28 protein-coding genes are annotated in these 21,138 nt (G+C 71.6%); 5 read left to right on the forward strand and 23 right to left on the reverse strand.

What is annotated here, in order from left to right:
* Nucleotides 1-4: 4 nt before the first annotated feature.
* From tsaD to AB1673_02455, 5 genes are read right to left on the reverse strand one after another with little or no spacing between them, the layout of a single operon-like run.
* Nucleotides 5-1,024 carry a tRNA (adenosine(37)-N6)-threonylcarbamoyltransferase complex transferase subunit TsaD gene (tsaD, locus tag AB1673_02435; GenBank protein ID MEW6152834.1) on the reverse strand — a complete coding sequence of 340 codons (1,020 nt, stop codon included), beginning with the start codon at nucleotides 1,022-1,024 and terminating at the stop codon, nucleotides 5-7.
* Nucleotides 1,017-1,601 (reverse strand): ribosomal protein S18-alanine N-acetyltransferase, encoded by a 585-nt coding sequence (gene rimI, locus AB1673_02440; protein ID MEW6152835.1) that lies wholly within the window; start codon nucleotides 1,599-1,601, stop codon nucleotides 1,017-1,019. The genes tsaD and rimI overlap by 8 nt, the downstream gene beginning before the upstream one ends.
* Entirely contained in the window at nucleotides 1,601-2,422 is an 822-nt protein-coding gene (gene tsaB, locus AB1673_02445; GenBank protein MEW6152836.1) for a tRNA (adenosine(37)-N6)-threonylcarbamoyltransferase complex dimerization subunit type 1 TsaB, read from the reverse strand. Before tsaB ends, rimI begins: the two co-directional genes overlap by 1 nt.
* 10 nt (nucleotides 2,423-2,432) lie before the next feature.
* Nucleotides 2,433-2,918, reverse strand: coding sequence for a tRNA (adenosine(37)-N6)-threonylcarbamoyltransferase complex ATPase subunit type 1 TsaE (tsaE, locus tag AB1673_02450; protein ID MEW6152837.1), 486 nt, complete (start codon nucleotides 2,916-2,918; stop codon nucleotides 2,433-2,435).
* A complete protein-coding gene (locus tag AB1673_02455; GenBank protein MEW6152838.1) occupies nucleotides 2,915-3,550 on the reverse strand; it encodes a uracil-DNA glycosylase in 636 nt (211 codons plus the stop codon). Before AB1673_02455 ends, tsaE begins: the two co-directional genes overlap by 4 nt.
* A 69-nt stretch (nucleotides 3,551-3,619) precedes the next feature.
* On the opposite strand from AB1673_02455, the gene AB1673_02460 reads away from it, so the two are divergent.
* The gene (locus tag AB1673_02460; GenBank protein MEW6152839.1) at nucleotides 3,620-5,155 is read left to right on the forward strand and encodes a matrixin family metalloprotease; all 1,536 of its coding nucleotides are present in this window, start codon (nucleotides 3,620-3,622) and stop codon (nucleotides 5,153-5,155) included.
* A gap of 22 nt (nucleotides 5,156-5,177) precedes the next feature.
* On the opposite strand, the gene AB1673_02465 is transcribed toward AB1673_02460, so the two are convergent.
* The 7 genes from AB1673_02465 to rplM all read right to left on the reverse strand — a co-directional run bounded on the left by AB1673_02465 (nucleotide 5,178) and on the right by rplM (nucleotide 11,085).
* Nucleotides 5,178-5,720 (reverse strand): hypothetical protein, encoded by a 543-nt coding sequence (locus AB1673_02465; protein ID MEW6152840.1) that lies wholly within the window; start codon nucleotides 5,718-5,720, stop codon nucleotides 5,178-5,180.
* A gap of 92 nt (nucleotides 5,721-5,812) precedes the next feature.
* Nucleotides 5,813-6,961, reverse strand: coding sequence for an alanine racemase (gene alr / locus AB1673_02470; GenBank protein MEW6152841.1), 1,149 nt, complete (start codon nucleotides 6,959-6,961; stop codon nucleotides 5,813-5,815).
* On the reverse strand, nucleotides 6,958-8,448 hold the full coding sequence (locus AB1673_02475) for an NAD(P)H-hydrate dehydratase (protein MEW6152842.1): 1,491 nt from the start codon (nucleotides 8,446-8,448) through the stop codon (nucleotides 6,958-6,960). Before AB1673_02475 ends, alr begins: the two co-directional genes overlap by 4 nt.
* A 1-nt stretch (nucleotide 8,449) precedes the next feature.
* Nucleotides 8,450-8,815 carry a holo-ACP synthase gene (locus AB1673_02480; GenBank protein MEW6152843.1) on the reverse strand — a complete coding sequence of 122 codons (366 nt, stop codon included), beginning with the start codon at nucleotides 8,813-8,815 and terminating at the stop codon, nucleotides 8,450-8,452.
* Nucleotides 8,816-8,858: 43 nt separating this feature from the next.
* Nucleotides 8,859-10,199 (reverse strand): phosphoglucosamine mutase, encoded by a 1,341-nt coding sequence (glmM, locus tag AB1673_02485; GenBank protein ID MEW6152844.1) that lies wholly within the window; start codon nucleotides 10,197-10,199, stop codon nucleotides 8,859-8,861.
* A 28-nt stretch (nucleotides 10,200-10,227) separates the two neighbouring features.
* The gene (gene rpsI / locus AB1673_02490; protein ID MEW6152845.1) at nucleotides 10,228-10,620 is read right to left on the reverse strand and encodes a 30S ribosomal protein S9; all 393 of its coding nucleotides are present in this window, start codon (nucleotides 10,618-10,620) and stop codon (nucleotides 10,228-10,230) included.
* A gap of 15 nt (nucleotides 10,621-10,635) precedes the next feature.
* The gene (gene rplM / locus AB1673_02495) at nucleotides 10,636-11,085 is read right to left on the reverse strand and encodes a 50S ribosomal protein L13 (GenBank protein MEW6152846.1); all 450 of its coding nucleotides are present in this window, start codon (nucleotides 11,083-11,085) and stop codon (nucleotides 10,636-10,638) included.
* A 56-nt stretch (nucleotides 11,086-11,141) separates the two neighbouring features.
* Between rplM and ilvA the strand changes: the two genes are divergently transcribed.
* Complete coding sequence (gene ilvA, locus AB1673_02500) at nucleotides 11,142-12,344, forward strand: threonine ammonia-lyase (GenBank protein ID MEW6152847.1); 1,203 nt, start codon at nucleotides 11,142-11,144, stop codon at nucleotides 12,342-12,344.
* A gap of 71 nt (nucleotides 12,345-12,415) precedes the next feature.
* Here ilvA and AB1673_02505 read toward each other — a convergent pair whose 3' ends face one another.
* From AB1673_02505 to AB1673_02530, 6 genes are all read right to left on the reverse strand, one after another.
* Nucleotides 12,416-12,925, reverse strand: a complete 510-nt coding sequence (locus tag AB1673_02505; protein MEW6152848.1) for a Uma2 family endonuclease — start codon at nucleotides 12,923-12,925, stop codon at nucleotides 12,416-12,418.
* Nucleotides 12,926-13,433: 508 nt separating this feature from the next.
* Nucleotides 13,434-14,336 carry an IS110 family transposase gene (locus tag AB1673_02510; protein MEW6152849.1) on the reverse strand — a complete coding sequence of 301 codons (903 nt, stop codon included), beginning with the start codon at nucleotides 14,334-14,336 and terminating at the stop codon, nucleotides 13,434-13,436.
* Nucleotides 14,281-14,445 carry a hypothetical protein gene (locus AB1673_02515; protein MEW6152850.1) on the reverse strand — a complete coding sequence of 55 codons (165 nt, stop codon included), beginning with the start codon at nucleotides 14,443-14,445 and terminating at the stop codon, nucleotides 14,281-14,283. The genes AB1673_02510 and AB1673_02515 overlap by 56 nt, the downstream gene beginning before the upstream one ends.
* 200 nt (nucleotides 14,446-14,645) lie before the next feature.
* Nucleotides 14,646-15,245 carry a hypothetical protein gene (locus AB1673_02520; protein ID MEW6152851.1) on the reverse strand — a complete coding sequence of 200 codons (600 nt, stop codon included), beginning with the start codon at nucleotides 15,243-15,245 and terminating at the stop codon, nucleotides 14,646-14,648.
* The gene (locus tag AB1673_02525; protein ID MEW6152852.1) at nucleotides 15,242-16,195 is read right to left on the reverse strand and encodes a hypothetical protein; all 954 of its coding nucleotides are present in this window, start codon (nucleotides 16,193-16,195) and stop codon (nucleotides 15,242-15,244) included. Before AB1673_02525 ends, AB1673_02520 begins: the two co-directional genes overlap by 4 nt.
* Nucleotides 16,196-16,462: 267 nt before the next feature.
* Nucleotides 16,463-16,867 carry a hypothetical protein gene (locus AB1673_02530; GenBank protein MEW6152853.1) on the reverse strand — a complete coding sequence of 135 codons (405 nt, stop codon included), beginning with the start codon at nucleotides 16,865-16,867 and terminating at the stop codon, nucleotides 16,463-16,465.
* A gap of 72 nt (nucleotides 16,868-16,939) precedes the next feature.
* Here AB1673_02530 and AB1673_02535 point away from each other — a divergent pair, with 72 nt between their 5' ends.
* Genes AB1673_02535 through AB1673_02545 form a run of 3 tightly spaced genes read left to right on the forward strand, consistent with a single transcriptional unit; the run spans nucleotide 16,940 to nucleotide 17,921 of the window.
* The gene (locus tag AB1673_02535; GenBank protein MEW6152854.1) at nucleotides 16,940-17,227 is read left to right on the forward strand and encodes a hypothetical protein; all 288 of its coding nucleotides are present in this window, start codon (nucleotides 16,940-16,942) and stop codon (nucleotides 17,225-17,227) included.
* Between the two features lie 17 nt (nucleotides 17,228-17,244).
* Nucleotides 17,245-17,535, forward strand: coding sequence for a type II toxin-antitoxin system VapB family antitoxin (locus AB1673_02540; GenBank protein ID MEW6152855.1), 291 nt, complete (start codon nucleotides 17,245-17,247; stop codon nucleotides 17,533-17,535).
* Nucleotides 17,532-17,921, forward strand: coding sequence for a type II toxin-antitoxin system VapC family toxin (locus AB1673_02545; protein MEW6152856.1), 390 nt, complete (start codon nucleotides 17,532-17,534; stop codon nucleotides 17,919-17,921). Before AB1673_02540 ends, AB1673_02545 begins: the two co-directional genes overlap by 4 nt.
* A 153-nt stretch (nucleotides 17,922-18,074) precedes the next feature.
* Here AB1673_02545 and AB1673_02550 read toward each other — a convergent pair whose 3' ends face one another.
* The 5 genes from AB1673_02550 to AB1673_02570 form a co-directional block, all read right to left on the reverse strand.
* Nucleotides 18,075-18,677, reverse strand: coding sequence for a hypothetical protein (locus AB1673_02550; GenBank protein MEW6152857.1), 603 nt, complete (start codon nucleotides 18,675-18,677; stop codon nucleotides 18,075-18,077).
* Nucleotides 18,674-18,841 carry a hypothetical protein gene (locus AB1673_02555; protein MEW6152858.1) on the reverse strand — a complete coding sequence of 56 codons (168 nt, stop codon included), beginning with the start codon at nucleotides 18,839-18,841 and terminating at the stop codon, nucleotides 18,674-18,676. The genes AB1673_02550 and AB1673_02555 overlap by 4 nt, the downstream gene beginning before the upstream one ends.
* Nucleotides 18,842-19,021: 180 nt before the next feature.
* Nucleotides 19,022-19,783, reverse strand: a complete 762-nt coding sequence (gene truA / locus AB1673_02560; protein MEW6152859.1) for a tRNA pseudouridine(38-40) synthase TruA — start codon at nucleotides 19,781-19,783, stop codon at nucleotides 19,022-19,024.
* A gap of 12 nt (nucleotides 19,784-19,795) precedes the next feature.
* Nucleotides 19,796-20,149 carry a 50S ribosomal protein L17 gene (rplQ, locus tag AB1673_02565; GenBank protein ID MEW6152860.1) on the reverse strand — a complete coding sequence of 118 codons (354 nt, stop codon included), beginning with the start codon at nucleotides 20,147-20,149 and terminating at the stop codon, nucleotides 19,796-19,798.
* 6 nt (nucleotides 20,150-20,155) lie between these two features.
* Nucleotides 20,156-21,094, reverse strand: coding sequence for a DNA-directed RNA polymerase subunit alpha (locus tag AB1673_02570; GenBank protein ID MEW6152861.1), 939 nt, complete (start codon nucleotides 21,092-21,094; stop codon nucleotides 20,156-20,158).
* Nucleotides 21,095-21,138: the final 44 nt, after the last annotated feature.

Genomic DNA, 21,138 nt, shown 5'->3' on the forward strand with positions numbered 1-21,138 from the left:
CCGGTCAGACGAGCCGGAGGTTGGGCGAGGCTCCCACGTCGAGGGGCGTGGGACCGTCGGACTGGTAGCGCCACCAGGCGGCCGCCGCGATCATGGCCGCGTTGTCGGTGCACATCGACCGGCTGGGCACGAACGCCCGCAGGCCGGCCATCTCGCACTCCTCCACGATGCGCCGCCGCAACAGGGAGTTGGCCGCCACCCCACCGCCGATGCACAGGGTGCTCACGCCCGTCTCGTCGGCCGCCCGCAGGGCCTTGGCCACCAGCACGTCGACGGCCGCGGCCTGGAAGGAGGCGGCGATGTCGGCCACGGCCACCCCGGGGTTGGCCCGCACGTAGGTGACCACCGCCGTCTTGAGGCCACTGAAGGAGAAGTCGAGCCCGTCGTTGAGCATGGGCCGCGGGAAGCGCACGGCCGTGGCGTCGCCCTCCGCGGCGATGCGGTCGATGGCCGGACCGCCCGGGTAGCCGAGCCCGAGGAAGCGGGCCACCTTGTCGTAGGCCTCGCCCACGGCGTCGTCGACGGTCGTACCCAGCAGCCGGTAGCGGCCGTGGCCCTCCATGAGGACCAGCAAGGTGTGGCCCCCCGACACCAGCATCACCACGGCCGGCAGCTCCAGGTCGGGCTCTTCCAGGAAGGAGGCGTAGAGGTGGCCCTCCATGTGGTCGACCCCGATGAACGGGACACCCCACACCAGGGCCAGAGCCTTGGCCGCGCTGATCCCGACGAGCAGGGAGCCCACCAGGCCGGGCCCCACGGTGGCCGCCACCGCGTCGATGCCGTCCCCACCGAGGCCGGACTCGACCAGCACCTCGGCCACCACCGGGGTCAGCAGTTGGACGTGGGCGCGGCTGGCCAGCTCGGGCACTACTCCCCCGAACCGGGCGTGCAGGTCGATCTGGCTGGAGACGACCGAGGACACCACCGACGTGCCGTTGGCCACGATGGCGGCCGCCGTCTCGTCACACGACGTCTCGATGCCGAGGACCAGGAACTGGTCGTGCGCCCGGTGGGCCTCAGCCACGGGACGGCCCCCCGTCGTCGTAGAGGGTCCGGCCCGGCACGGTCGCTTCCACGGCGTCGAGCCGTTCGGCGAAGGCCGGCTGGTCCACGTCTTCTGCCCACATGATCAAGGCGTCCTCGCTGCTCTCCACGTAGTAGTTCTTGCGCACGCCCGCGGGACGGAACCCGAAGGCCCGGTAGAGCTCCTGGGCGCCCTTGTTGCTCATGCGGACCTCCAAGGTGAGCGCCTTCACCTCCCGCCTCACCGCCTCCCGGGCGGCCACCAGCATGAGCCGGGTGCCGATCTTGCGCCGGTGCCAGTTGACGTCGACGGCCAGGGTCGTGATGTGGCCCTCGTCGGCGCTGACCATCAGCCCGACATAACCGACCACCAGGCCGTCGACCCGGGCCACGAAGTAGGCCCGGCTGCTGCGCAGGGCCAGTTCGCTCATGAACAGGCTCACCGACCACGGGCGGTTGTGGGTCTCGGACTCGATCCGGGTCACCGACCGCAGGTGGCGGCGGCGCATGGGCACCACGTGGACGACGAGGTCGGGGGGCACGGGCGCCGGCCGGCGGTCGTCGCGTGCCCTGACCATCAGCCCGCCTCCGCCACGGGCCCGTCGTCGCCGGTGTCCTCGCCGGTGTCGTCGCCGGTGTCCTCGCCGGTGTCGTCGCCGGTGTCCTCGCCGAGGGGGGCCGGCACCCGCCGGGGCTCGCGGCCCCAGCCGGCGGTCGCCTCCCAGTTGATCTCGGCGTCGGTGCGGCGCAGGTAGAGGGGCTCGAGGCGCGAGGGCGATACGAACTCCTCGCGCAGGGCCCGAGCATGGGCCAGTGCCACCAGGGCCGAGGCCGAGGGGTGGACGTTGGGCGGTCCCGCCACCTCCCCTGGGGCCACGGCGTCGAAGTCCTCCTGGTACCGCAGGGCACCGTCGCCCACGAGCAGGGCGTCCTCCCCCCGGGCCAGCAGTTCGGAGACGAGGTCGGAGGGCTTGCCCACCTGATTGCCGGTCAGGCACTGCACCCCACCGGGGACCTGGCGGTAGAACCCGTAGAACAGCTCGCCCCGGCGGGCGTCGATAGCCGGGACGATGAGGCGGTTGCTGTAGCGGGCCGCGAAAGCCAGCAGGTCGAGGCTCGACACCCCCACCATGGGAAGGCGCAGGGCCTGGGCCAGCGTCTTAGCCGTGGTCACCCCCACACGGAGACCGCTGAACAGGCCGGGGCCGATGTCGACGGCGATGGCGCCCAGCTCGGACAGCTCCACGCCCGCCTGCTGGCAGACGAACTCGATGGAGGGCACCAGGGCCTCGACGTGGCGGCGCCGGCGGGCGGCGTGGAAGGAGGCCAGCACCCCTTCGTGCCCGCCGATGGCACAACCGACCTGCACGGAGGCCGTCTCGATACCCAGGATCAACACGGGCGGGCCGTCAACCTTCCGGTGCCCACCGCGACAGCGCCTCCCTGATGGCCCGCAACCGGGGCGGCCATGTCGGGCCCACGGCCGCCAAGGAGAGCTCACGCTCGTCGTCGCCCTCGCCCGGGCCGATCCGCACCCGCAGGAAGTCGGGGGGTAGGGCCGGGGTCACCACGTCGCCCCACTCGACGAGGGTGACGGCGTCCTCGTCGAGCAGCTCGGAGATGCCCAGGTCGACCAGCTCCTGCATGCGGTCGAGCCGGTAGACGTCGAGATGGACCATGGGCAGGCGCCCTTCGTAGGAACGTACGAGCACGAAGGTGGGGCTGGTCACCGGGCCCTCCACCCCAAGGCCCCGGGCGAAGCCCTGGGCGAAGGCCGTCTTACCTGTGCCCAACCCGCCCTCGAGCACGATCAGGTCTCCGGCGCGGGCCAGCGCGGCCAGGTCGGCGGCCAGCGCCCGGGTGTCGTCGACCGACTTGGTGCGCGCCCGGATCATCCCAGGAGCCTAGGGGCCGTGACCACGGTCGCCTCCCGGCCTGCCGTGCCCCCGGGACCGGGCCCAGCGACGGGCCGGGGTGCGATGAGCAACTTCTTGGCCCGGACCAGGTCGGCCCGCATCTGGGCCTCGGGCTCCCCGCCGCCCCGAAGCACGGCCGCCGGGTGGAAGGTGGGCACCAGCGTGCGGCCGGCGGCCAGGTAGGAACGGCCCCGGAGCCGGGTGATCCCGTCGGTCGTGCCCAGCAGCAGCTTGGTTGCGAAGTTGCCGAGGGTGACGATGACCGTCGGGGCCACGAGCTCGACCTGGGCCGAGAGGAAGGGCCGGCACGCCTCGATCTCGGCGGGCAACGGGTCACGGTTGTTGGGCGGCCGGCACTTCACGACGTTGGCGATGTAGAAGTCGGCCCGGGTCATCCCCATCTCCTCGGATACCAGCCGGTCGAGGAAACGGCCCGATCGGCCCACGAAGGGTTCACCCTCGCGGTCCTCCTGTTCACCGGGGCCTTCACCCACGAACATGAGGTCGGCGGTCGGGTTGCCCACGCCGAACACCACCGTGGTCCGGCCCTTGTGCAGCGGGCAGCGGGTGCAGGCCAATGCCTCCCGTTCGACCTCAGCCAGCACCGGCATGCCCTGATGCTAGTTCCGGCTCCGAGCGCGGCCCCCCGCAGGGGCCTGACGGTGGCTACCCTGGCGCCGGTGGGCCTGAACGGATCCTTGAGCGCGTCGGCCCTGACAGTCGTACCGGGCGAGACGGTGGTGTTCGAACTACGCGTCACCGATGACGGCGCCGGCGAGGGCACCGCTGGGCAACCGGTGGTCCTGAAGGTGGGCGGGCCCGGGCGGCCCTTCTCCTACATCGTCCCCGAGACGGTCACGATCGCGGCCGGGGGGAGTGAGACCGTCCGGGTCGGCTTCCGCGTGCCCCGCACGTCGGTGCCGGCCGCCGGTCCGCTCCCTTTCGACGTCCGGGCCGAGGGCCTGGGCATCGTCTTGGCCGAGGGGGTCGTCGATGTCGCCCCGTTCAGCATCCTGTCGGCCACCATCGACCCCGTCGAGGTCAGCGGCCGGGGCCCGGGCCGCCACACGGTGACCGTGTCCAACCGGGGCAATGCTCCCGTCAACGTGACGCTGGCCGCCTACCCCGGCGAGGGGATCGACGTGCGGGTCGACCCGCCCGTGGTGGTGCCCTCCCCCGAAGGGTCGGCCTCGGCCACCGTCGAGGTGACCCCTAAGTCCCAGCCGTTCACGGGCGACACCCGGACGTTCGAGTTCAAGGTCGTGGCCACTGCCGAGGGGGGCAAGCCCGTCGAGGTCGGCGGCCGGCTGGTCCAGCAGGTGGCGGTGGCCACCCGGAAGGTGGTGGCCTCGGGCGTGGTGGTGGCCGTGCTCGTGCTCGCCCTGGTGCTCGGCCTCACCGTGTTCAACGGCGGTTCACCGTCGGGCTCGGCCCAGGCCCCCGAGGTGGAGAACGTGGCGGCCAACGACGCCTGCCCGGCCGAGGGCCGCCGCGACAACTACGGGGTGAGCGGGATGCGCCCCGAGGACATCCCCCGGCTGCCCAACGCCTACTCGTTCCTGCACGTCATGGAGGACGGCTGCACGCCGGTGCGCTTCAACCCGTGCGAGCCCGTCCACTACGTGCAGAACTCGGCCCTGGCCCCGCCCACGGGGGCGGCCGACGTGCGGGAGGCGTTCGCCAAGCTGTCCCGGGCCACGGGGATCACCTTCGTCGACGACGGCGAGACCGACGAGGTGGCCCGGGCCCGCAGCAACCACTACCTGCCCGAGCGCTACGGCGAGCGCTGGGCACCGATCCTCGTGTCGTGGACGCGGTTCCCCAGCCAGGGCAACGACCCGACCATCCAGGCCGTGGGACGGGGCATCGGGCACCGGGTGGGCGACGTGCTGGTGTCGGGCCAGCTCAGCCTGAACGTCGACGCCGTCACCGACCGCGAGGCCCGCACCCCCCTCGACGGCGGCTTCGGCCCCGAGATCGGCAGCGGCGTGGGTGCCATCGGGCCCAAGGGCGTCACCTGGGGAAGGATCATCCTCCACGAGCTGGCCCACGTGATCGGCCTGGGCCACACGCGCGACAAGGGGGCCATCATGTACCCCGAGTCGGCCGAGCAGACGGGCCGCCCGTCGGAGTTCCAGCAGCCCGACCTCCAGGGCATCCGCTACCTGGGACGGGAGATGGGCTGTCTCGCCACACCGCCCGTCCCGGGCGCGTAAGCGGTCTCCCGGGCAGGCCCCCCTACGACTCGGGCAGGTCGAGGGCAGCCAGCACCCGGTCGACCTCGGCTTGGCGAGCCGGGTTGGGTGCCGACGTGACGACCTGGTAGCGGCGGACAGCCGTGTCGACGAAAAAGGTGGTCCTCGCGCCCTCGCGGGACGAGTACGCCGGCCGGCCCGTCAGGGTGGTCTCGGTGTAGTCGGCGGCCGCCGGGCCGAACGTGGTGGCCATGAACTCGGCCAGGTCCAGGTGGTCAGGGTCGCGCCAGCAGACTTGTACGAAAGCCTGGTCGGCAGCCTCTCCCCCGCTCGTCACCGCCGCATTGCACACCGCTCCGGAGGAGAACGGGGTGGACACGACCTCCGCTCCCGGCCCCCAGCCCTCGGGGTAGGTGAGGCGGACGTTGTCGGCCGGAGGTGAGGTGGGCCGGGTCGGCAGGAAGGTGGGGGCCGGGGCCGTCGTCGGTGCGCCGCCGTTCACCGGGCCCAGCGGGTCGTCAACGTCGTCGCTCCCGCCGCACGCCACCCCCACCGCCAGCCAGCCCACGGCCGCCAGCGCCACCACTCTTGTCCTCACTCCTGGTCCCGGCACGAGACCTGACCCTACTTGGGTGGCTGGAAAGCCCGGTCCGGGCGGGCACCGGACGGGACGAGGGGCTATCCCAGGTACGTCCGGGGCACCCGGGGACCGATACCGCAGAGCACGTCGTAGGCGATGGTCCCCACCCTCTCGGCCCACTCCCACGGGCCGATGCTCTCCCCGCCCTGTGCGCCGAGCAGGACCACGTCGTCGCCCGGCCGCACCCCGCGGTCGTCGCCGCAGTCGACCAGCACCTGGTCCATGGTCACCGCCCCCGCGATCGGTCGGCGGCGGCCCCCGATGAGCACCTCGCCCCCGGTTACCCCCAGCCGCCAGGGCACGCCGTCGGCGTAACCGATCGGCACGGTGGCCACGGTCGCGGTGTGGGCCGGCCGGTACCGCAGCCCGTAGGAGATGCCCTCGTTGGGGGCCACCTCCTTCACCTGGGACACGCGCGCCCGCAGGCTCAGCACGGGCCGCAGGCCGAGGGCGGGGGCCAGCACCGGGCTCGGGGCCTGCCCGTAGATGGTGATCCCGCAGCGGACCATGTCGTGGTGGCCCTCGGGCCGGGTGAGCATGGCCGCCGAGTTGCAGGCGTGCACGAGGCGAGGGCGCCCGGCGACCTCCGAGAGCTCGTCCAGGGTGGCCGCGAACCGCCCGAGCTGCTCGGAGGTGAACGGGTTGTCGGGGGCGTCGGCCGTGGCCAGGTGGGTCCACAGGCCCTCCAGGTCGAGCTCGGGCCGGTCCCGCACGGCCAGTCCCAGCTTGACGGCGTCGGCCGGGGCCGCGCCCACCCGGTGCATGCCGGTGTCCACCTTCACGTGGACGGCGAGCGGCCGGCGTTCCTTGCCGGGGGCCGAGGCGGGGCGCCACCGGGCGGCGGCCGCAGCCAGCGCCTCCAGGCCCTCAGCCGTGTAGACGGTGGGCGTCAGGCCCAGGGCGACGACCTCGTCCATGGCCTCGGGCGGAGGCTCGGAGAGGAGCAGGACCGGGGCCTCGATGCCGGCGTCGCGGAGCACGGCCCCTTCTTCGACCAGGGCTACGGCCAGCCATGTGGCGCCCGCCTCCAAGACCGCCTTGGACACCGGCACCGGTCCGTGGCCGTAGGCATGGGCCTTTACCACCGCACACAGGACCGCCGGTCGTGCCTGGGCCGCCAACCGGGCGGTGTTGTGACGGACCGCCCCGAGGTCGACCTCGGCCCAAACCGGCCGTACGGACGTCACCGGGTACCTCGGCCGGGATGGCCCGGGGTCGTTGCCGGGGCGGGCCGCTCGGAGACCGCACCCCGGACGGCGGCTGCACCCCGGACGGCGGCATGGGGAGTGGCCGGCCAGGTCGGGGCCGTAACCCCTTCGTCCCCGCCCCGGTCGGCGGACAACACCGATGGGAGCAGATCGAGCAGGTCGCCGGCCACCAGGCCCCGGGCCGGGCCGAGGCGGGCGGCCGCCCCGTGGGCCCAGGCGGCCAGGCCGGCGGCCTCCAGGGGCTGGAGACCCTGGGCCAGAAAGGCGCCGATGACCCCGGCCAGCACGTCGCCCGTCCCGGCCGTGGCCAGCCGGGCGTCCCCGGCGTTGGCCCACAACGACCGGCCGTCGGGGGCGGCGACAATCGTGGTCGAGCCTTTCAGGAGCACGGTCGCACCGGTGCGGCGGGCCAGGTCGGCCACCGCCCCCAGCCGGTCGGGGCCGGGGGCCGAACCCGTCATCCTCCGGAACTCGCCCTCGTGGGGCGTGAGTACGGTCCCGTGGCTGCGACCAGACACCACCGATCGGGTGGAAGCCACGTCCCCCAGGGCGTAGAGGCCGTCGGCGTCGACCACGACGGGCACGGGGGCTTGGGCGACCAGCTCTCGGGCCGACCGGCCGGCGTCGTCGGTCCGGCTCAAGCCCGGGCCGACGACGAGCGCTTTGGCGCGGCCCAGGTCGTCGAGTACGGCACCGGCCCACCCGGTGGCGGGCACGGTCCGGCCCACCACTTCGAGGTAGCGGGGCGCGGGCGGTTCCCCCGGTATGCCCAGCCTCACCGTGCCCGCCCCGGCCCTCAGCGCCGCCCGGGCGCACAGGTGGGCGGCCCCGGCCATGCCCGGCGACCCGGCCAGCACCCACAGGGCCGTGGCCCACTTGTGGGTGTGGCGCGGCCGGTCGGCCAGCCAGCCCAGCTCGTCCGGCCCCACCAGCCAGGCCGAGGCCGAGGACACGTCGAGCCCTATGGGAGCCACCTCTACCGTCCCGGCCAGGTCGGGCCCGGCGCCGATGAGCAGGCCCGGCTTGAGGGCGGCGAAGGTGACGGTGTGGGCGGCCCGCACCGCGCCCTCGCACGCCGTGCCCGTCAGACCGTCCACGCCCGAGGGGATGTCCACGGCCAGCACGGGGGACCCGCCGGCGTCAGGCGCTACGTAGTCCCCCCGGAACCCCGTCCCGTAGGCGGCGTCGACGACCAGGTCGGCCCGCACGTCCGCCGGCGCAACGGCGGCCTCGTAGATCGCCACCCTCGCCCCCCGGCGGGCCAGCCGGGCGGCGGCCGCTCGCCCGTCGGCCCCGTTGTTGCCCTTGCCCGCGACCACGACCACCCGGCGTCCATACCCACCGCCCAGCATCTCCATGGCGGCCCGGGCCACGGCTGCCCCGGCCCGCTCGACGAGCACCCCCACGGGCTCGGGGGCGGCCTCGTCGATGGCCTGCATCTCCGCGGGCGTGACGATCGGGACCACCTCAGGTGGCGACGGCCACGGCCTGGGCGACCGAGTCGGTGTGGGTCAGCGACAGGTGCCAGCGCTCGACTCCGGCCTGGCCGGCCAGGGCCAGGGCGGCTCCCCGCAGCACCAGGCCAGGCGCCCCCGAGGGGGCCGAGACCACCTCCACGTCGTGGAACCCGAAGGCCCCCAGTCCCACCCCCAGGGCCTTCATGACGGCTTCCTTGGCCGCGAACCGAGCCGCCAGGCGGGGAGCGGGGTCTCGCCAGCGCTGGCCGTAGGCCAGTTCGCCGTCGGTGAACAGGCGGGCGGCGGCCGACGGGCGGCGCTGCAACAGTTGACGGAACCGTTCCACGTCGACGGCGTCGATCCCGATGCCAAGCACGGACGCCAAGGCTACCGGGGGACCGAGGGCAGCAGGCCGCCGGTCAGGGAGCCTCGCCCAGAGCCCGCAGGGCCGCAGCGCACAGCCGGTCGCACGCCGCCCGGGCCTCGGGGGCCGAGGGCGCCTCCACCATGACCCGCAGGAGGGCCTCGGTGCCGCTGGCCCTGACCAGGACGCGGCCCCGACCGTCCATGGCCGCCTCGACGGCCCGTACCTCAGCCCACAGGCCGTGGGCGCCGTCGAGGTCACGCGAGGCGACCCTCACGTTGCGCAGCACCTGAGGCCGCCGGGTCATGACCGAGGCCAGGTCAGCCAGGGACCGCCCTGTCCGCCTGACGGTGTCGAGCACGTGCAGGCCGGTGAGCAGGCCGTCCCCGGTGGTGGCGTGGTCGCGGAAGATGACGTGGCCCGACTGCTCGCCCCCCAGCGACCAGCCGCCCTCCTCGAGGGCTTCGAGCACGTGGCGGTCGCCCACGGGGGTGTCGACCACGGCGATGCCATGGGCGGCCATGGCCTCTCGGAACCCGAGGTTGGCCATGACCGTGACCACGACCGTCGACTCCGAGAGCCGGCCCCGTTCGGCCATGTCCACCGCGCACAAAGCGATGATCTGGTCGCCGTCGACCAGTGCTCCGGTGTGGTCGACGGCCAGAACCCGGTCGGCGTCTCCGTCGAAGGCCAGCCCGGCGTGCGCGCCACGGGCGACGACGGCCGCCTGGAGGTCGGCCGGGTAGGTCGAGCCACACCCGTCGTTGATGTTGCGCCCGTCCGGGGACGCCGACAGCACCTCGACCTGCGCCCCCAGGCCGGTGAACAGCGCGGGACCGAGCTCGCTGGCCGCGCCGTTCGCACAGTCCACGACCACGTGCAGCCCGTCGAGGCGTCGGCCCTCTATGGCCCCGGCCAAAGACTCGAGGTAAGGCTGGTGGTCGGTGCGGCTCGAAGTCCGCCCCAGCCCCTCGCCCACCGTGGCCCCCGGGCGGGGCCCGGCGGCCAGCAACCGGTCGAGCTCGTCCTCGAGGCGGGACTCGGTGGCCGACGCCAGCTTGCGCCCACCGGGAGCGAAGAACTTCACCCCGTTGTCGGGGAAGGGGTTGTGGGAGGCGGACACCACCGCGGCCGGCAGCCCGTCGGCGGCCGACGCGTAAGCGACCCCCGGGGTGGGCACGACCCCGAGGTCGACTACGTCGCACCCCTCGGCCATGAGCCCCGAGGCCAGGGCGGCCATGACCAGCGGCCCCGACCACCTCGTGTCCCGCCCGACGAGGAACGGCCCGGGGCCCAGCACCCGGGCCGCGGCCCGGCCCAGGGCCACGAGCAGTTCGGGCGTCAGGTCGACGTTGGCGACGCCCCGGACACCGTCGGTGCCGAACCGGAGGGTCACCCTGGGGGCCGGACCGTGACCGGCGCGGTCAGCGCTTGGAGTACTGGGGAGCCTTGCGGGCCTTCTTCAGGCCGTACTTCTTCGACTCCTTCTCGCGGGCGTCGCGAGTGAGGAACCCGCCCTTTTTGAGCTGGGGGCGCAACTCGGCGTCGAGCTCGACCAGGCCCCGGGCGATCCCCAGGCGAAGGGCCCCGGCCTGGCCCGACACACCGCCGCCGTCGATGGTGGCGTCGACGTCGTAGACCTCGTTGGTCGAGGTGGTCCGCAGCGGCTCGGTCACGATCATGCGGTGGGTCTCGGTCGGGAAGTAGTCGGTGATCGGCCGCTTGTTGACGGTGATGTTGCCGGCGCCGGGGCGGAGGCGCACCCGGGCCACCGCCTGCTTGCGGCGCCCGGTCGTCTGGCAGAGAGGCTTGGGCATGTCTTGTTCGTCCTTCTACGACCGGGCCCGGGCATGGGCGATTTCGAGGGGCTGGGGGAGCTGGGCGGCGTGGGGGTGCTCCGCGCCCTTGTAGACCTTGAGCTTGCGGATCATCTGGCGCCCCAGGGGGCCCTTGGGCAGCATGCCCTTGACGGCCCGGCGGATGGCCTCCTCGGGGTCGTTGGCCAGGATGTCGACGTAGCCCCGGCGCTTGAGCCCGCCCGGGTAGCCGGAGTGGCGGATGGCCTCTTTCTTCTCTGCCTTGCCCGACGTGAGCACGACCTTGGCCGCGTTCACCACGATGACGTGGTCGCCGGTGTCGATGTGGCGGGCGAAGATGGGCTTGTGCTTGCCCCGCAGCAGCTTGGCCACCTCGGTGGACAGGCGGCCCAGCACCAGGCCGTCGGCGTCGACGACGTGCCAGGCGCGCTGGATGTCGGCAGGTTTTGGCGAGTAGGTACGCACGCGTGCTCCTCTTGTCGGCGGCGTGCCAACGGCGAGAGTCTACCGTGCGTTACGGCATGATCACAGTGGCCGACCTGACTGAGGCCCGGGAGCGGGTGAAGGGGGCCGTCCGGCCCACCCCGCTCGACCGCTCCGACACGTTCAGCCGCATGTTCGGACGGCCGGTGGCGCTCAAACCCGAGCACACCCAGCGTACCGGCTCGTTCAAGATCAGAGGCGCCACCAACCGCATCTCCCGCCTCGCCCCGGGCACCGAGGTGGTGGCCGCGTCGGCCGGCAACCACGCCCAGGGAGTGGCCCTGGCGGCGACGCGGGCGGGGCTGGCATCGACGATCTTCATGCCCCGGGGGGCGGCGCTACCCAAGGTGGAGGCGACCGCCAACTACGGGGCCTCGGTGCAGCTGGGCGGCGACACGGTCGACGACGCCATCGAGGCGGCCCGGGCCTACGTGGCCAGCCGGCCCGGAGCAGTGTTCGTCCCGCCTTTCGACGACCCCCTCGTCATCGCCGGCCAGGGAACGATCGGCCTCGAACTGGTCGAGGAGGCCCCCGACGCCGAGGTGGTGCTGGTCCCCGTGGGCGGGGGCGGGTTGGTCTCGGGTATCGCCGCCGCCCTCGCCTTGGCCGGCGGGCGCCGTGCCCGGGTGGTCGGGGTCGAGGCCGAGGGGGCGGCGTCGCTGGTGGCCTCACTGGCCGCCGGCCGGTGCGTGGCCGTCCCCACGGTGACGACGATGGCCGACGGCATCGCCATCAAGTCCCCCTCGCCACTCACCCTGGCCCACGTGCAGGCCTACGTCGACGACGTTGTGACCGTCTCCGAGGACGACATCAGCCAGGCCGTGGTGCTCCTGCTCGAACGGGCCAAGGCGGTCGTCGAACCGGCCGGTGCCGTGGGCCTGGCGGCCCTGCTGGCCGGCAAGGTCGGGGGCAGCGGGTTGGCCGTGGCCGTCCTCTCGGGTGGCAACGTCGACCCGTTCCTGCTGATGCAGCTCGTCAACCGGGGGCTCTCGGCGGCAGGCCGGTTCCTCGTGCTGCGGGTGCTGCTCCACGACCGGCCCGGGGCCCTGGCCGCCCTCACCGCCGCCGTTGCCCGCCTCGGCCTCAACGTCCTCGCAGTCGAGCACCACCGGGCCGGCCTGGTCCTCCCCGTGGCCGACGTCGAGGTCGTGCTCACCCTCGAGACCCGCGACCCCGACCACCGTGACGAGGTCGTCACCGCCCTACGAACCGCCGGCTACCAGGTCGACCTCGTCGGCTGATGCCCTCCCCCAATGTCATTGAGTAAAAGTGAACCTCTCCGGTACATTTTTACTCACTCCCAGCGGCCCGCCTACGGCCAGGGCAAGGCCTGGGAGATCTCCTTGGCGGAAACCGCGAGCAAGGTCGACCCCGCTGAAGTGACCAGGTGCTGCCCGTCGCTCACGTAACACTCGACCGTCCGCTTCGTGGGGTCCACCACGATCAGCTCGGTGGCTCGCCTGGCATAGAAGGCGAACTTGTCGTAGGTCTCGTCGTCGGGCGAGACGATCTCGATGACTACGGCCACCGTTGGCACCCACGTGCCCGTCGGCCGCTCCAGGTGATAGCCGCCGTCGGGTACGCGATAGTCGTTGGGCTGGCCCAGGTTGAACGCTGACGTGCCGACCAGCCCGGCTGCTTTGGCCCGCGGGCCGAGGAACAGGGCGAGGGCGTGGTCGAGAACGGCGAGCGGTCCCCCCGGCCCTGGCGCCATGTGGTAATCGCCCTCCCAGATCTCGTCGTAGCGGTCGATCCCCAACGCGTGGCGGCGGGCGATGATCGCCTCCACATCCGGGTTCGACCCGATCACGACCGTCCTCATCAGTCCCGATGGTACCGAGGCCACCGACCTCACCAGTCATTCCTGAAGGAGCGCCCCAAGTCAAGAGGCGCGGACTCGAAGAGTTCGCACCTCTGCCCCCGGAGGGCGCCGGTTCAGCACCGAGTTCGCCCTTGAGGTGCGCGCCAAGCAGCCCCCGGTCGGGGGCAGTTGTGATGAAAAGGGCGGTCAAGGCCGGCCGTAGGCCGCCCGCAGGGGAAGCCTTGACGGCCCGGTCATGCGCCCGGGGACAATGGATGTCGAAGCCCCCCAGGGCTTCGTGCTCGCCCTTTCCCTTTCAGGTCAGGGACGCGTTGCGGATCTGCTCCAGTGACCAGGCAGGCTGGTAGGGGGCACCGCCGGCGGGAACCGCTTGCCGGTCATTCCTTCGCCGCGCGGAGCGGCATGGAGATCTTCGACCGCAGCGAGGGAGGGCTCAATCAGACGCTCGGCCTCGCCCGCAGGGGGCCATGACTGGTAGCGAGCTCGCCCCCGGGCTGCGCCCGGTCCCTCACCCCTCGCCGGCGGCCAGGCAACGGATCTCTCCGTCGCGCAGGCCGAAGTAGACGAGGGCGAGAAGCTTGCGTGCCGCCGCCACGATCCCGACCTTGCGGCCTCGCCGCCCGGCGATGCGCCGGTAGTCGGCCTGGAGCTTGGTGCCGCCCCGCTGGCGCTGGACGGCCTCGACGGCGGCCCAGCGCACCAGGCGGCTGCCCTGCTTTGTGATGTGGCCCCGCTGCACGGTCGTGTCCGACTCGCGGTGGCGCGGGGTGAGGCCGGCCCACGACGACAGCTTGTCGGGGCCGTCGAAGCGCCCGACGTCGCCGATCTCGGCCACGAACACCGACCCCAGCACGGGCCCCACGCCGGGGATGCGCTGGATGGCCCGGTAGCCGTCGTGGCCGCCCAGGGCGGCGGCCACCTCGCGGTCCAACATGGCCACCTCCCGGTCGTAGAGCTCGATCAGGTCCCGCAATGACTCGACCCGCACGGTGTAGGCCCGGGCCAGGGGGACGGTGTCCAGCAGCGCCCGGCCGGCGACGCCGAACAGGTCGCTCATCGGGACGGCCACGCCCTCTTTGGCCAGCACGGCGTGGACCTGGGACTTGAGGCCCGAGCGCAGCGCCACCAGCTTGGCCCGGTAGCGCACCAGCTCCCGCAGCTCCCGCAGCTCGGGTGGGGCGACCCAGGCCTCCGCCAGCCGGCCGAGGCGGAGCAGGTCCACCAGGTCGGTGGCGTCCCGCTCGTCGTTCTTCACCCGCCGGTTGCCCCAGTTGTTGCCGAGGGGGTGGGCGAGGTGGACGTTGGCGCCCGCCTCGCCCAGCAGGTCGGCCAGCCAGTACCAGCCGTAGGTGGCCTCAAGCACGACCTCGGGGTCGGGGCCGGCCTTGGCCTGCTCGGCGGCCAGGGCCAGGTGGGTCGTTGGTGATGCGCACCGTCTCCAGCGTCTCGCCCGCCGGCGTGCGGCGCACGATCGCGCTGCGGCGGCGGTGCAGGTCGATGCCGACGTACTGTCGTTCCATCGGGGCCTTCCTCCCTTGTTCGGGGGTTGTGGAAGACCCGAGTGTCGCGACACTCACCTGCTCGGGGCGAGCGGACGCCCCGTCCTTCTTCTTCGCCGCGGACTTCGTGGCCATCCGACCGACTCCTCGATGTCCGGCGTCCGGCCGGTCGTATTCAACCGGGCCGTCACGCGAGGGCGACGCTGCGCTCCTTCATGGCATCAAGCTCTGAGCGGGGGGAGGGCCACCACGAGGTCGGGCATCTCCTGCGCGAGGTACTCTGCGTTCCTGGCCTCCAGGTAGCCCCGGCGGAAGAGCATGACCGTCCCGAGCCGCAGCTCGCCCAGCTCAACGCCGTCCTCCTCGCTCTGCAGGTCAGTCCAAAGGACAAGGCCGAGCTCGTGGAAGTAGATACTGTCGTCCGGTGTCGGCGTAGAGTCGTCGTCCGGCCGGCAGGCATAGACAAGGTCCTCGATGGGCCCGGTAGGACCCCACGGCTGGTAGCCGGCCTCCACCAAGCACTCGGCCGCCGAACGCATCGTCGGACCATTCAGCCGGCAGTCCCCGACGACCGGCGGGTACTCGGTAGCCCCTATGAACTCTATGGCTTCACACCACCAAGCCGGACTAGAGAACTCGAGCAGGACGGGGAACCCCCCTTCGAACAAGCAAGTGCGAGTCATAGTCTTGTCCGTCGCGCTCCGTCGAAGGACGTGGGCCGATAGGCGGCGGTCGATCTCATCGATGGTGTCGCCGAACCTGACCCAGCCGACGGCGGGGATCTGGATACCTTCGAAAGGAACAGCCGGGTAACCCGTCACGTGACGGTGAAATGGACGGGGATCGTTGCTGTTGCCCCGCTCGGTTCTCGGAAACAAACCTGCCAGATACCCGGTGACCGCTCGACCCTGCCCGTCGTGTTGGGGATGAAGCCACTCGAGCTGGACGTGCGGGGGTTGGGATTAGCGTTGACCACGTTGAACATACAGGCGTGAGCATCATGGCCTGGCTCGCCCTGGGCATTAGCGGTCACCAGGAAGAACTGGCGGCTCGCTCGGGCCCCGGTAGCGAAGGCAGTGATCAAAGTCCCCGGTGGGCCGTCACCCTGGCTCCCTAGTTCCCCTTTCAAGCACCTGAGGAACCGCGTCTCGATGTGCTCGCGAGCCTGGTCAAGGGCGGCGTTGTAGCGCCCATCCGGGAACTTGGCACGCAGGTCGGCGTCGTCCATATTGAAGGCTCCAAGGAGGTCACCCTGTGCAAGCTTGGCGCGCTGAGCTGACCGATATGTATCGGACTCTGTGTGGCTGCCCCAGCTCCCTGTAGCATAGTGGTCTGCCCTCTTCATTACGATGATTGGGCGGCAGGTCTTCACCAGCGGTTTGCCCTGGAACTTCCAGTCGCTAGGGTATGCCATGTGGGCCGGCACGTGGTGGCGTTCGCACCCGGCAGGCACCGTTGGGAAGTACCTCTGAAGGCCCCCGGAGTAAGGCCCATCGCACTCCCCGGACTGGTCCTCGATGGTGACATGGCCGCCGGGAGAGCACTCGCTGGCAACAGTGGCGTACACGTGGGCAACACCGAGTGCGGCCGCCAGCGGGATGTAGACGATGACATCGAGCACGCCGTTCGCATCGGTGATGAAGTCGGTAAGGTCATCCTCCTCCGACGTAAGGAGTGCGCCTGCCAGGCAGGCGACGCCGGCAGCCGTCGCTAGCGCGTCGCGTATCCGGACGTTGTACTCCCGGTTGGGGCTCAGGCCAGTGAAATGCACCTTGAGCTCCTCGCCCGGCCCGACGGTGGACGGAGCGAGCGGGGCAGTGGGCGTCGTGGCGTACCACGTGAACCCGACCGGGACGGTACATGCCCACGCCGTCGAAGCAACCGCCAGCAGGACGCTACAGGTAGTTATGCCAGCTTTCGCCAGGAGCTTTCGCCAGGAGCTTTCGCCAGGAGCTTTCGCCAGGTGCCTTCGCCATTGTCGCCGTCCTCCTGCGTAGTGGTTAGCTACGACAAACCGTAGGCGTGTTCTCCGTCGTCGTCAACTGTCCCCAGGGGGGCAGACGATCTCCCAGAGGCAGAGGCCGTGGGGTGGGGCGACGCGGGCGGCCGACGAGCGCTGGCGGGCGCGGACGATCGAGGCCATCTCGCCCGCCCGGCGCTGGCCGGAGCCCATCTCGACGATGGTGCCCACCACCGAGCGGACCACTTGCTGGCAGAAGGAGCTGGCTTCGATGTCGAAGCGCAGCACGCCGTCGCCTAGGTCGACCCAGCGGGCGTCGGTGACCCGGCGCGCCATCGAGTAGCTAGGTGTGCCCTTGGGCACCCGGCGGAACGAGGTGAAGTCGTGCTCGCCGATGAGCGGGTCGCTCGTCAGGCGCATGGCGGCCAGGTCGAGCTCCTTGTCGACGTGCCACGACGTGGCCGCCAGGAACGGGTCGGGCACCGGCTGGTTGAGGACCGTGTAGCGGTAGCAGCCGGGCGATGCCCGAGCGGCAACGCGACCCCTCCCTGCTCATTGCAGCTCGTCAACCGGGGCCTGTCGGCCTCGGGCCGGTTCCTGGTCCTGCGGGTCCTCCACTCCACGACCGCCCTGGCGCGCTGGCCGCGCTCAGCGCTGTGGTCGCCGACCTCGGGCTCAGACATCCTGGCCGTCGAGCACCACCGGGCCGGCCTCGTCCTCCCCGAGGCCGACGTCGAGGTCGTGCTCACCCTCGAGACCCGCGACCCCGCCCACCGCGCCGAGGTCGTCACCGCCCTACGAACCGCCGGCTACCAAGTCGACCTCGTCGGCCGAGGTACATGAGGTGGATCGTTGGTGTAATGGTGTACTATTACACCATGGCCCTCAACATCAAGAACGCCGAGGTCGAACGGTTGGCCGGTGAGGTCGCCCGCATGGCCGGTGAGACCAAGACCGAGGCGGTGCGCCAAGCGCTGCTCGACCGCAAGGGCCGCCTGTCGCGACGGGCCCACATGGCGGCTCCGGGCACCCGCGCCCGCCGGTTCCTCGAGGCCGAGGTCTGGCCATGCGTTCCGGCCGCCGAGCTCGGCCGGCGGCTGACATCAGGCGAGGAGGACGCCATATTGGGCTACGGCCCAGGCGGGGCGTGATCGTCGACACGTCCGCGCTGGTCGCCGTCGTCGTGCGGGAGGACGGCTTCGAGGCGGTCCTCGACAAGCTCTCGGCCCCGCCGTCGGCCCCCGGGATAGGCGCCCCGACCGTCGTCGAGCTCGGGATCATCCTCTCCGCCCGGCTCGGGAGAGATGCCCGCGACCTGGTGGCGACGCTCCTTTACGAGCTCGACATTGCCGAGGTCCCCTTCGGGGAGGCCCACTGGCGCGAAGCCGTGGGGGCGTTCTGGCGCTACGGCCGGGGCCGCCACCCGGCGGCGCTCAACTTCGGCGACTGCCTGAGCTACGCGGTGGCCCGCCTGGCCGACCAGCCACTCCTCTACGTCGGCGACGACTTCGGTGCCACCGACATCCTCGCCGCCTGATGCTGAACCGACCCACGCGCGCTCCACGGCAAGGGATCTCGACGCCCTCGAAAGGGACAGCCCGGTAACCCGTCACCCGAAAGCCCTCGGCAGCGGTCCGCTCACCGAGCGATCTTTCAGTCCTCCGCGGGCGCGTCTGTTCTTGCACAAGGGTCAAGAACTCGGTGACGGCGGGAGGGCCACCACGAGGTGGGGCTTCCCCTGCACAAAGTACTTCGCGTTCAGGGCTTCCAGGTAGCCCCGGCGGAAGAGCATGACCGTCCCCAACCGCAGCTCGCCCAGCTCGACCCCCCCCTCCTCGCTCTGCAGGTCAGTCCACAGGACGACGCCGATCTCGTGGAAGTAGATGCTGTCGTCCGGTGTCGGCGTAGCGTCGTCGTCCGGCCGGCAGGCATAGACGAGGTCCTCGATGGGCCCGGTAGGACCCCACGGCTGGTAGCCGGCCCGCACCAAGCACTCGGCCGCCGACCGCATCGTGGGGCCGGCGAGGCGGCAGTCCCCGACGACCGGCGGGTGCATGACGGCGTCGCTGAAACCGATTGCTTCGCACCGCCACGGCGGACCCAGGGAACAAACCGCAATGGAGAGCCCTCCGTCGAACTCACAGTGAATGCCCATCGTGTCGTACATCTCGGTCCGTGCGCAGACGTGGGCTGATAAACGGCGGTCGATTTGATCCATGGTCTCACCGAACCTGACCCAGCCAACGGCGGGGATCTCGACCCCTTCGAAAGGAACGGCCCGGTAGCCTTTCACGTGACGGTGAAATGGACGGGGATGGTCGCAGTTGCCCCGTTCGGTTCCCGGAAGCAGACCTGCCAGACACCCGGTGGCCGCTCGACGCGGCCGGTCGTGTTGGGGATGAAGCCGGTCGAGTTGGACGTTCGGGGGGTGGGGTTGGCGTTGACCACGTTGAACATGCAGGCGTGAGCCTCGTGCCCGGGTTCCCCCTGAGCGTTCCCGGTACCCCCATCCGGCCGGATACGCGTTCTGGGCTGGCACGTGGTGGCGTTGGCACCCGGCAGGCACCGTCGGGAAATACCTCGTCCTCCTGCGTAGTGGTTAGCTACGACAAACCGTAGGCGTGTTCTCCGTCGTCGTCAACTGTCCCCCGGGGGGTAGACGATCTCCCAGAGGCAGAGGCCGTGGGGTGGGGCGACGCGGGCGGCCGACGAGCGCTGGCGGGCGCGGACGATCGAGGCCATCTCGCCCGCCCGGCGCTGGCCGGTGCCCATCTCGACGATGGTGCCCACGACCGAGCGGACCATCTGCTGGCAGAACGAGCTGGCTTCGATGTCGAAGCGCAGCACGCCCTCGCCGAGGTCGAGCCAGCGGGCGTCGGTGACCCGGCGCACCATCGAGTAGCTGGGCACGCCCTTGGGCACCCGGCAGAACGACGTGAAGTCGTGCTCGCCGATCAGGGGGTCACAGGCCAGGCGCATGGCCGCCAGGTCGAGCGGCTTCTCGACGTGCCACGACGTGGCCGCCAGGAAGGGGTCGGGCACCGGACGGTTGAGGACGGTGTAGCGGTAACGGCGGGCCACGGCCGAGTAGCGGGCCGAGAAGTCGGCGGCGGCCACCGCCGCCTCCCGCACGACCACCCGGGGCGCGAGCTGGCCGTTGACCGACCGCCGCACCCGGTCGAGATCGACCTCGGCGGCGTCAAGATCGAAGCTGATCACCTGGCCCCAAGCGTGGACCCCAGTGTCGGTACGCCCCCCGATGGCCAGCTTGACGGGCTGACCTAATACCCGCTCCAGCGCTCCGACCAGGGCGCCACCCACCGTCGCGATGCCCTCGCCCTGGGGGGCGAAGCCGTGGAACCCCCGTCCGTCGTAGGCGACGACGAGCCGCAGCCTCACGGGCCGCCGGTACTAGACGAGCTCGATGCGAGCCATGGGGGCGTTGTCGCCATGGCGGGGGCCCAGCTTGAGGATGCGGGTGTAACCACCGGGGCGGTCCTCGTAGCGGGGGGCGATCTCGTCGAACAGCTTGTAGGCCATGTCTTTGTCACGGATGAAGGCCACGACCTGCCGGTGGTGGTGCACCCCGCCCTTGCGGGCCTTGGTGATGACCTTCTCGGCCACCGGGCGCAGGGCCTTGGCCTTGGCCTCGGTGGTCACGATGGCCTCGGCCGCGATTAACGAGGCCACCAGGTTGCCCATCATGGCCTTCTGGTGGGCAGCGTCGCCGCCGAAGCGGCGGGACTTCCTAGGGGTTGCCGGCATGGCGACCTACGCCTTCGTCCGCAGGGACAGGCCCCGCTCGTCGAGCTTCTGGAGGACTTCGTCGAGCGACTTCTGGCCGAAGTTGGTGATGGCCAGCAGGTCGTCGGCGCTCTTCTGCACCAGCTCGCCCACGGTGTTGACCTGGGCGCGGCGCAGGCAGTTGCGGGGCCGCTCGGAGAGGTCGAGCTCCTCGATGGGCAGGTCCAGGTCGGGCGAGCCGCTACCCAGCGTGCCCACCTCGCCCAGCTCCAGGGCCTTGGGGGCGTCGCTCATCTCGGCCACCAGCGAGACCAGCGCTCGCAGGGTGGCCCCCGCCGAGGCCAGCGCCTCCCGGGGCGAGATCGACCCGTCGGTCTCGATGTCGAGCGTCAGCCGGTCGTAGTTGGTGGCCTGCTCGACGCGGGTGGGCTCGACGTTGAAGGCAACCCGGCGCACGGGCGAGAAGATCGAGTCGACGGGGATGACCCCGATTACCGACGACTTCTTGTTGCGCTCGGCCGACACGTAACCCCGGCCCCGCTCCACGGTGATGTCGATGGCCAGCCGGCCCCGGGCGGTGAGCCCGGCGATGTGCAGGTCGGGGTTGAGGACCTCCACGTCGTTGTGGGGCTGGATGTCGCGGGCGGCCACCTCCCCGGGGCCCCGACCGTCGAGGCGCAACGTCACGGGCTCGTCGGTCTCGATGCGCAGCACCAAGTCCTTGAGGTTGAGGATGACGTCGGTGACATCCTCCTTCACGCCCGCGATGGTCGTGAACTCGTGGAGGACGTCGTCGAAGCGGACCTGGGTCACCGCCGCGCCCGGGATGGACGACAGCAGCGTGCGGCGCAGTGAGTTGCCGAGGGTGTGGCCGAACCCGGGCTCGAGCGGGGAGATGACGAACCGCTGCCGGTTGCCTTCCTGCTCGCCGAGGGGCTCGACGGTCGGGCGCTGGATGATGAGCATGTCGCTTCCTGATCCGGGTTTCGGGGGCCGGCGGGGGCCCGGGG

Source organism: Actinomycetota bacterium (genome assembly GCA_040754375.1).
GTDB lineage: Bacteria > Actinomycetota > Acidimicrobiia > Acidimicrobiales > AC-14 > JBFMCT01.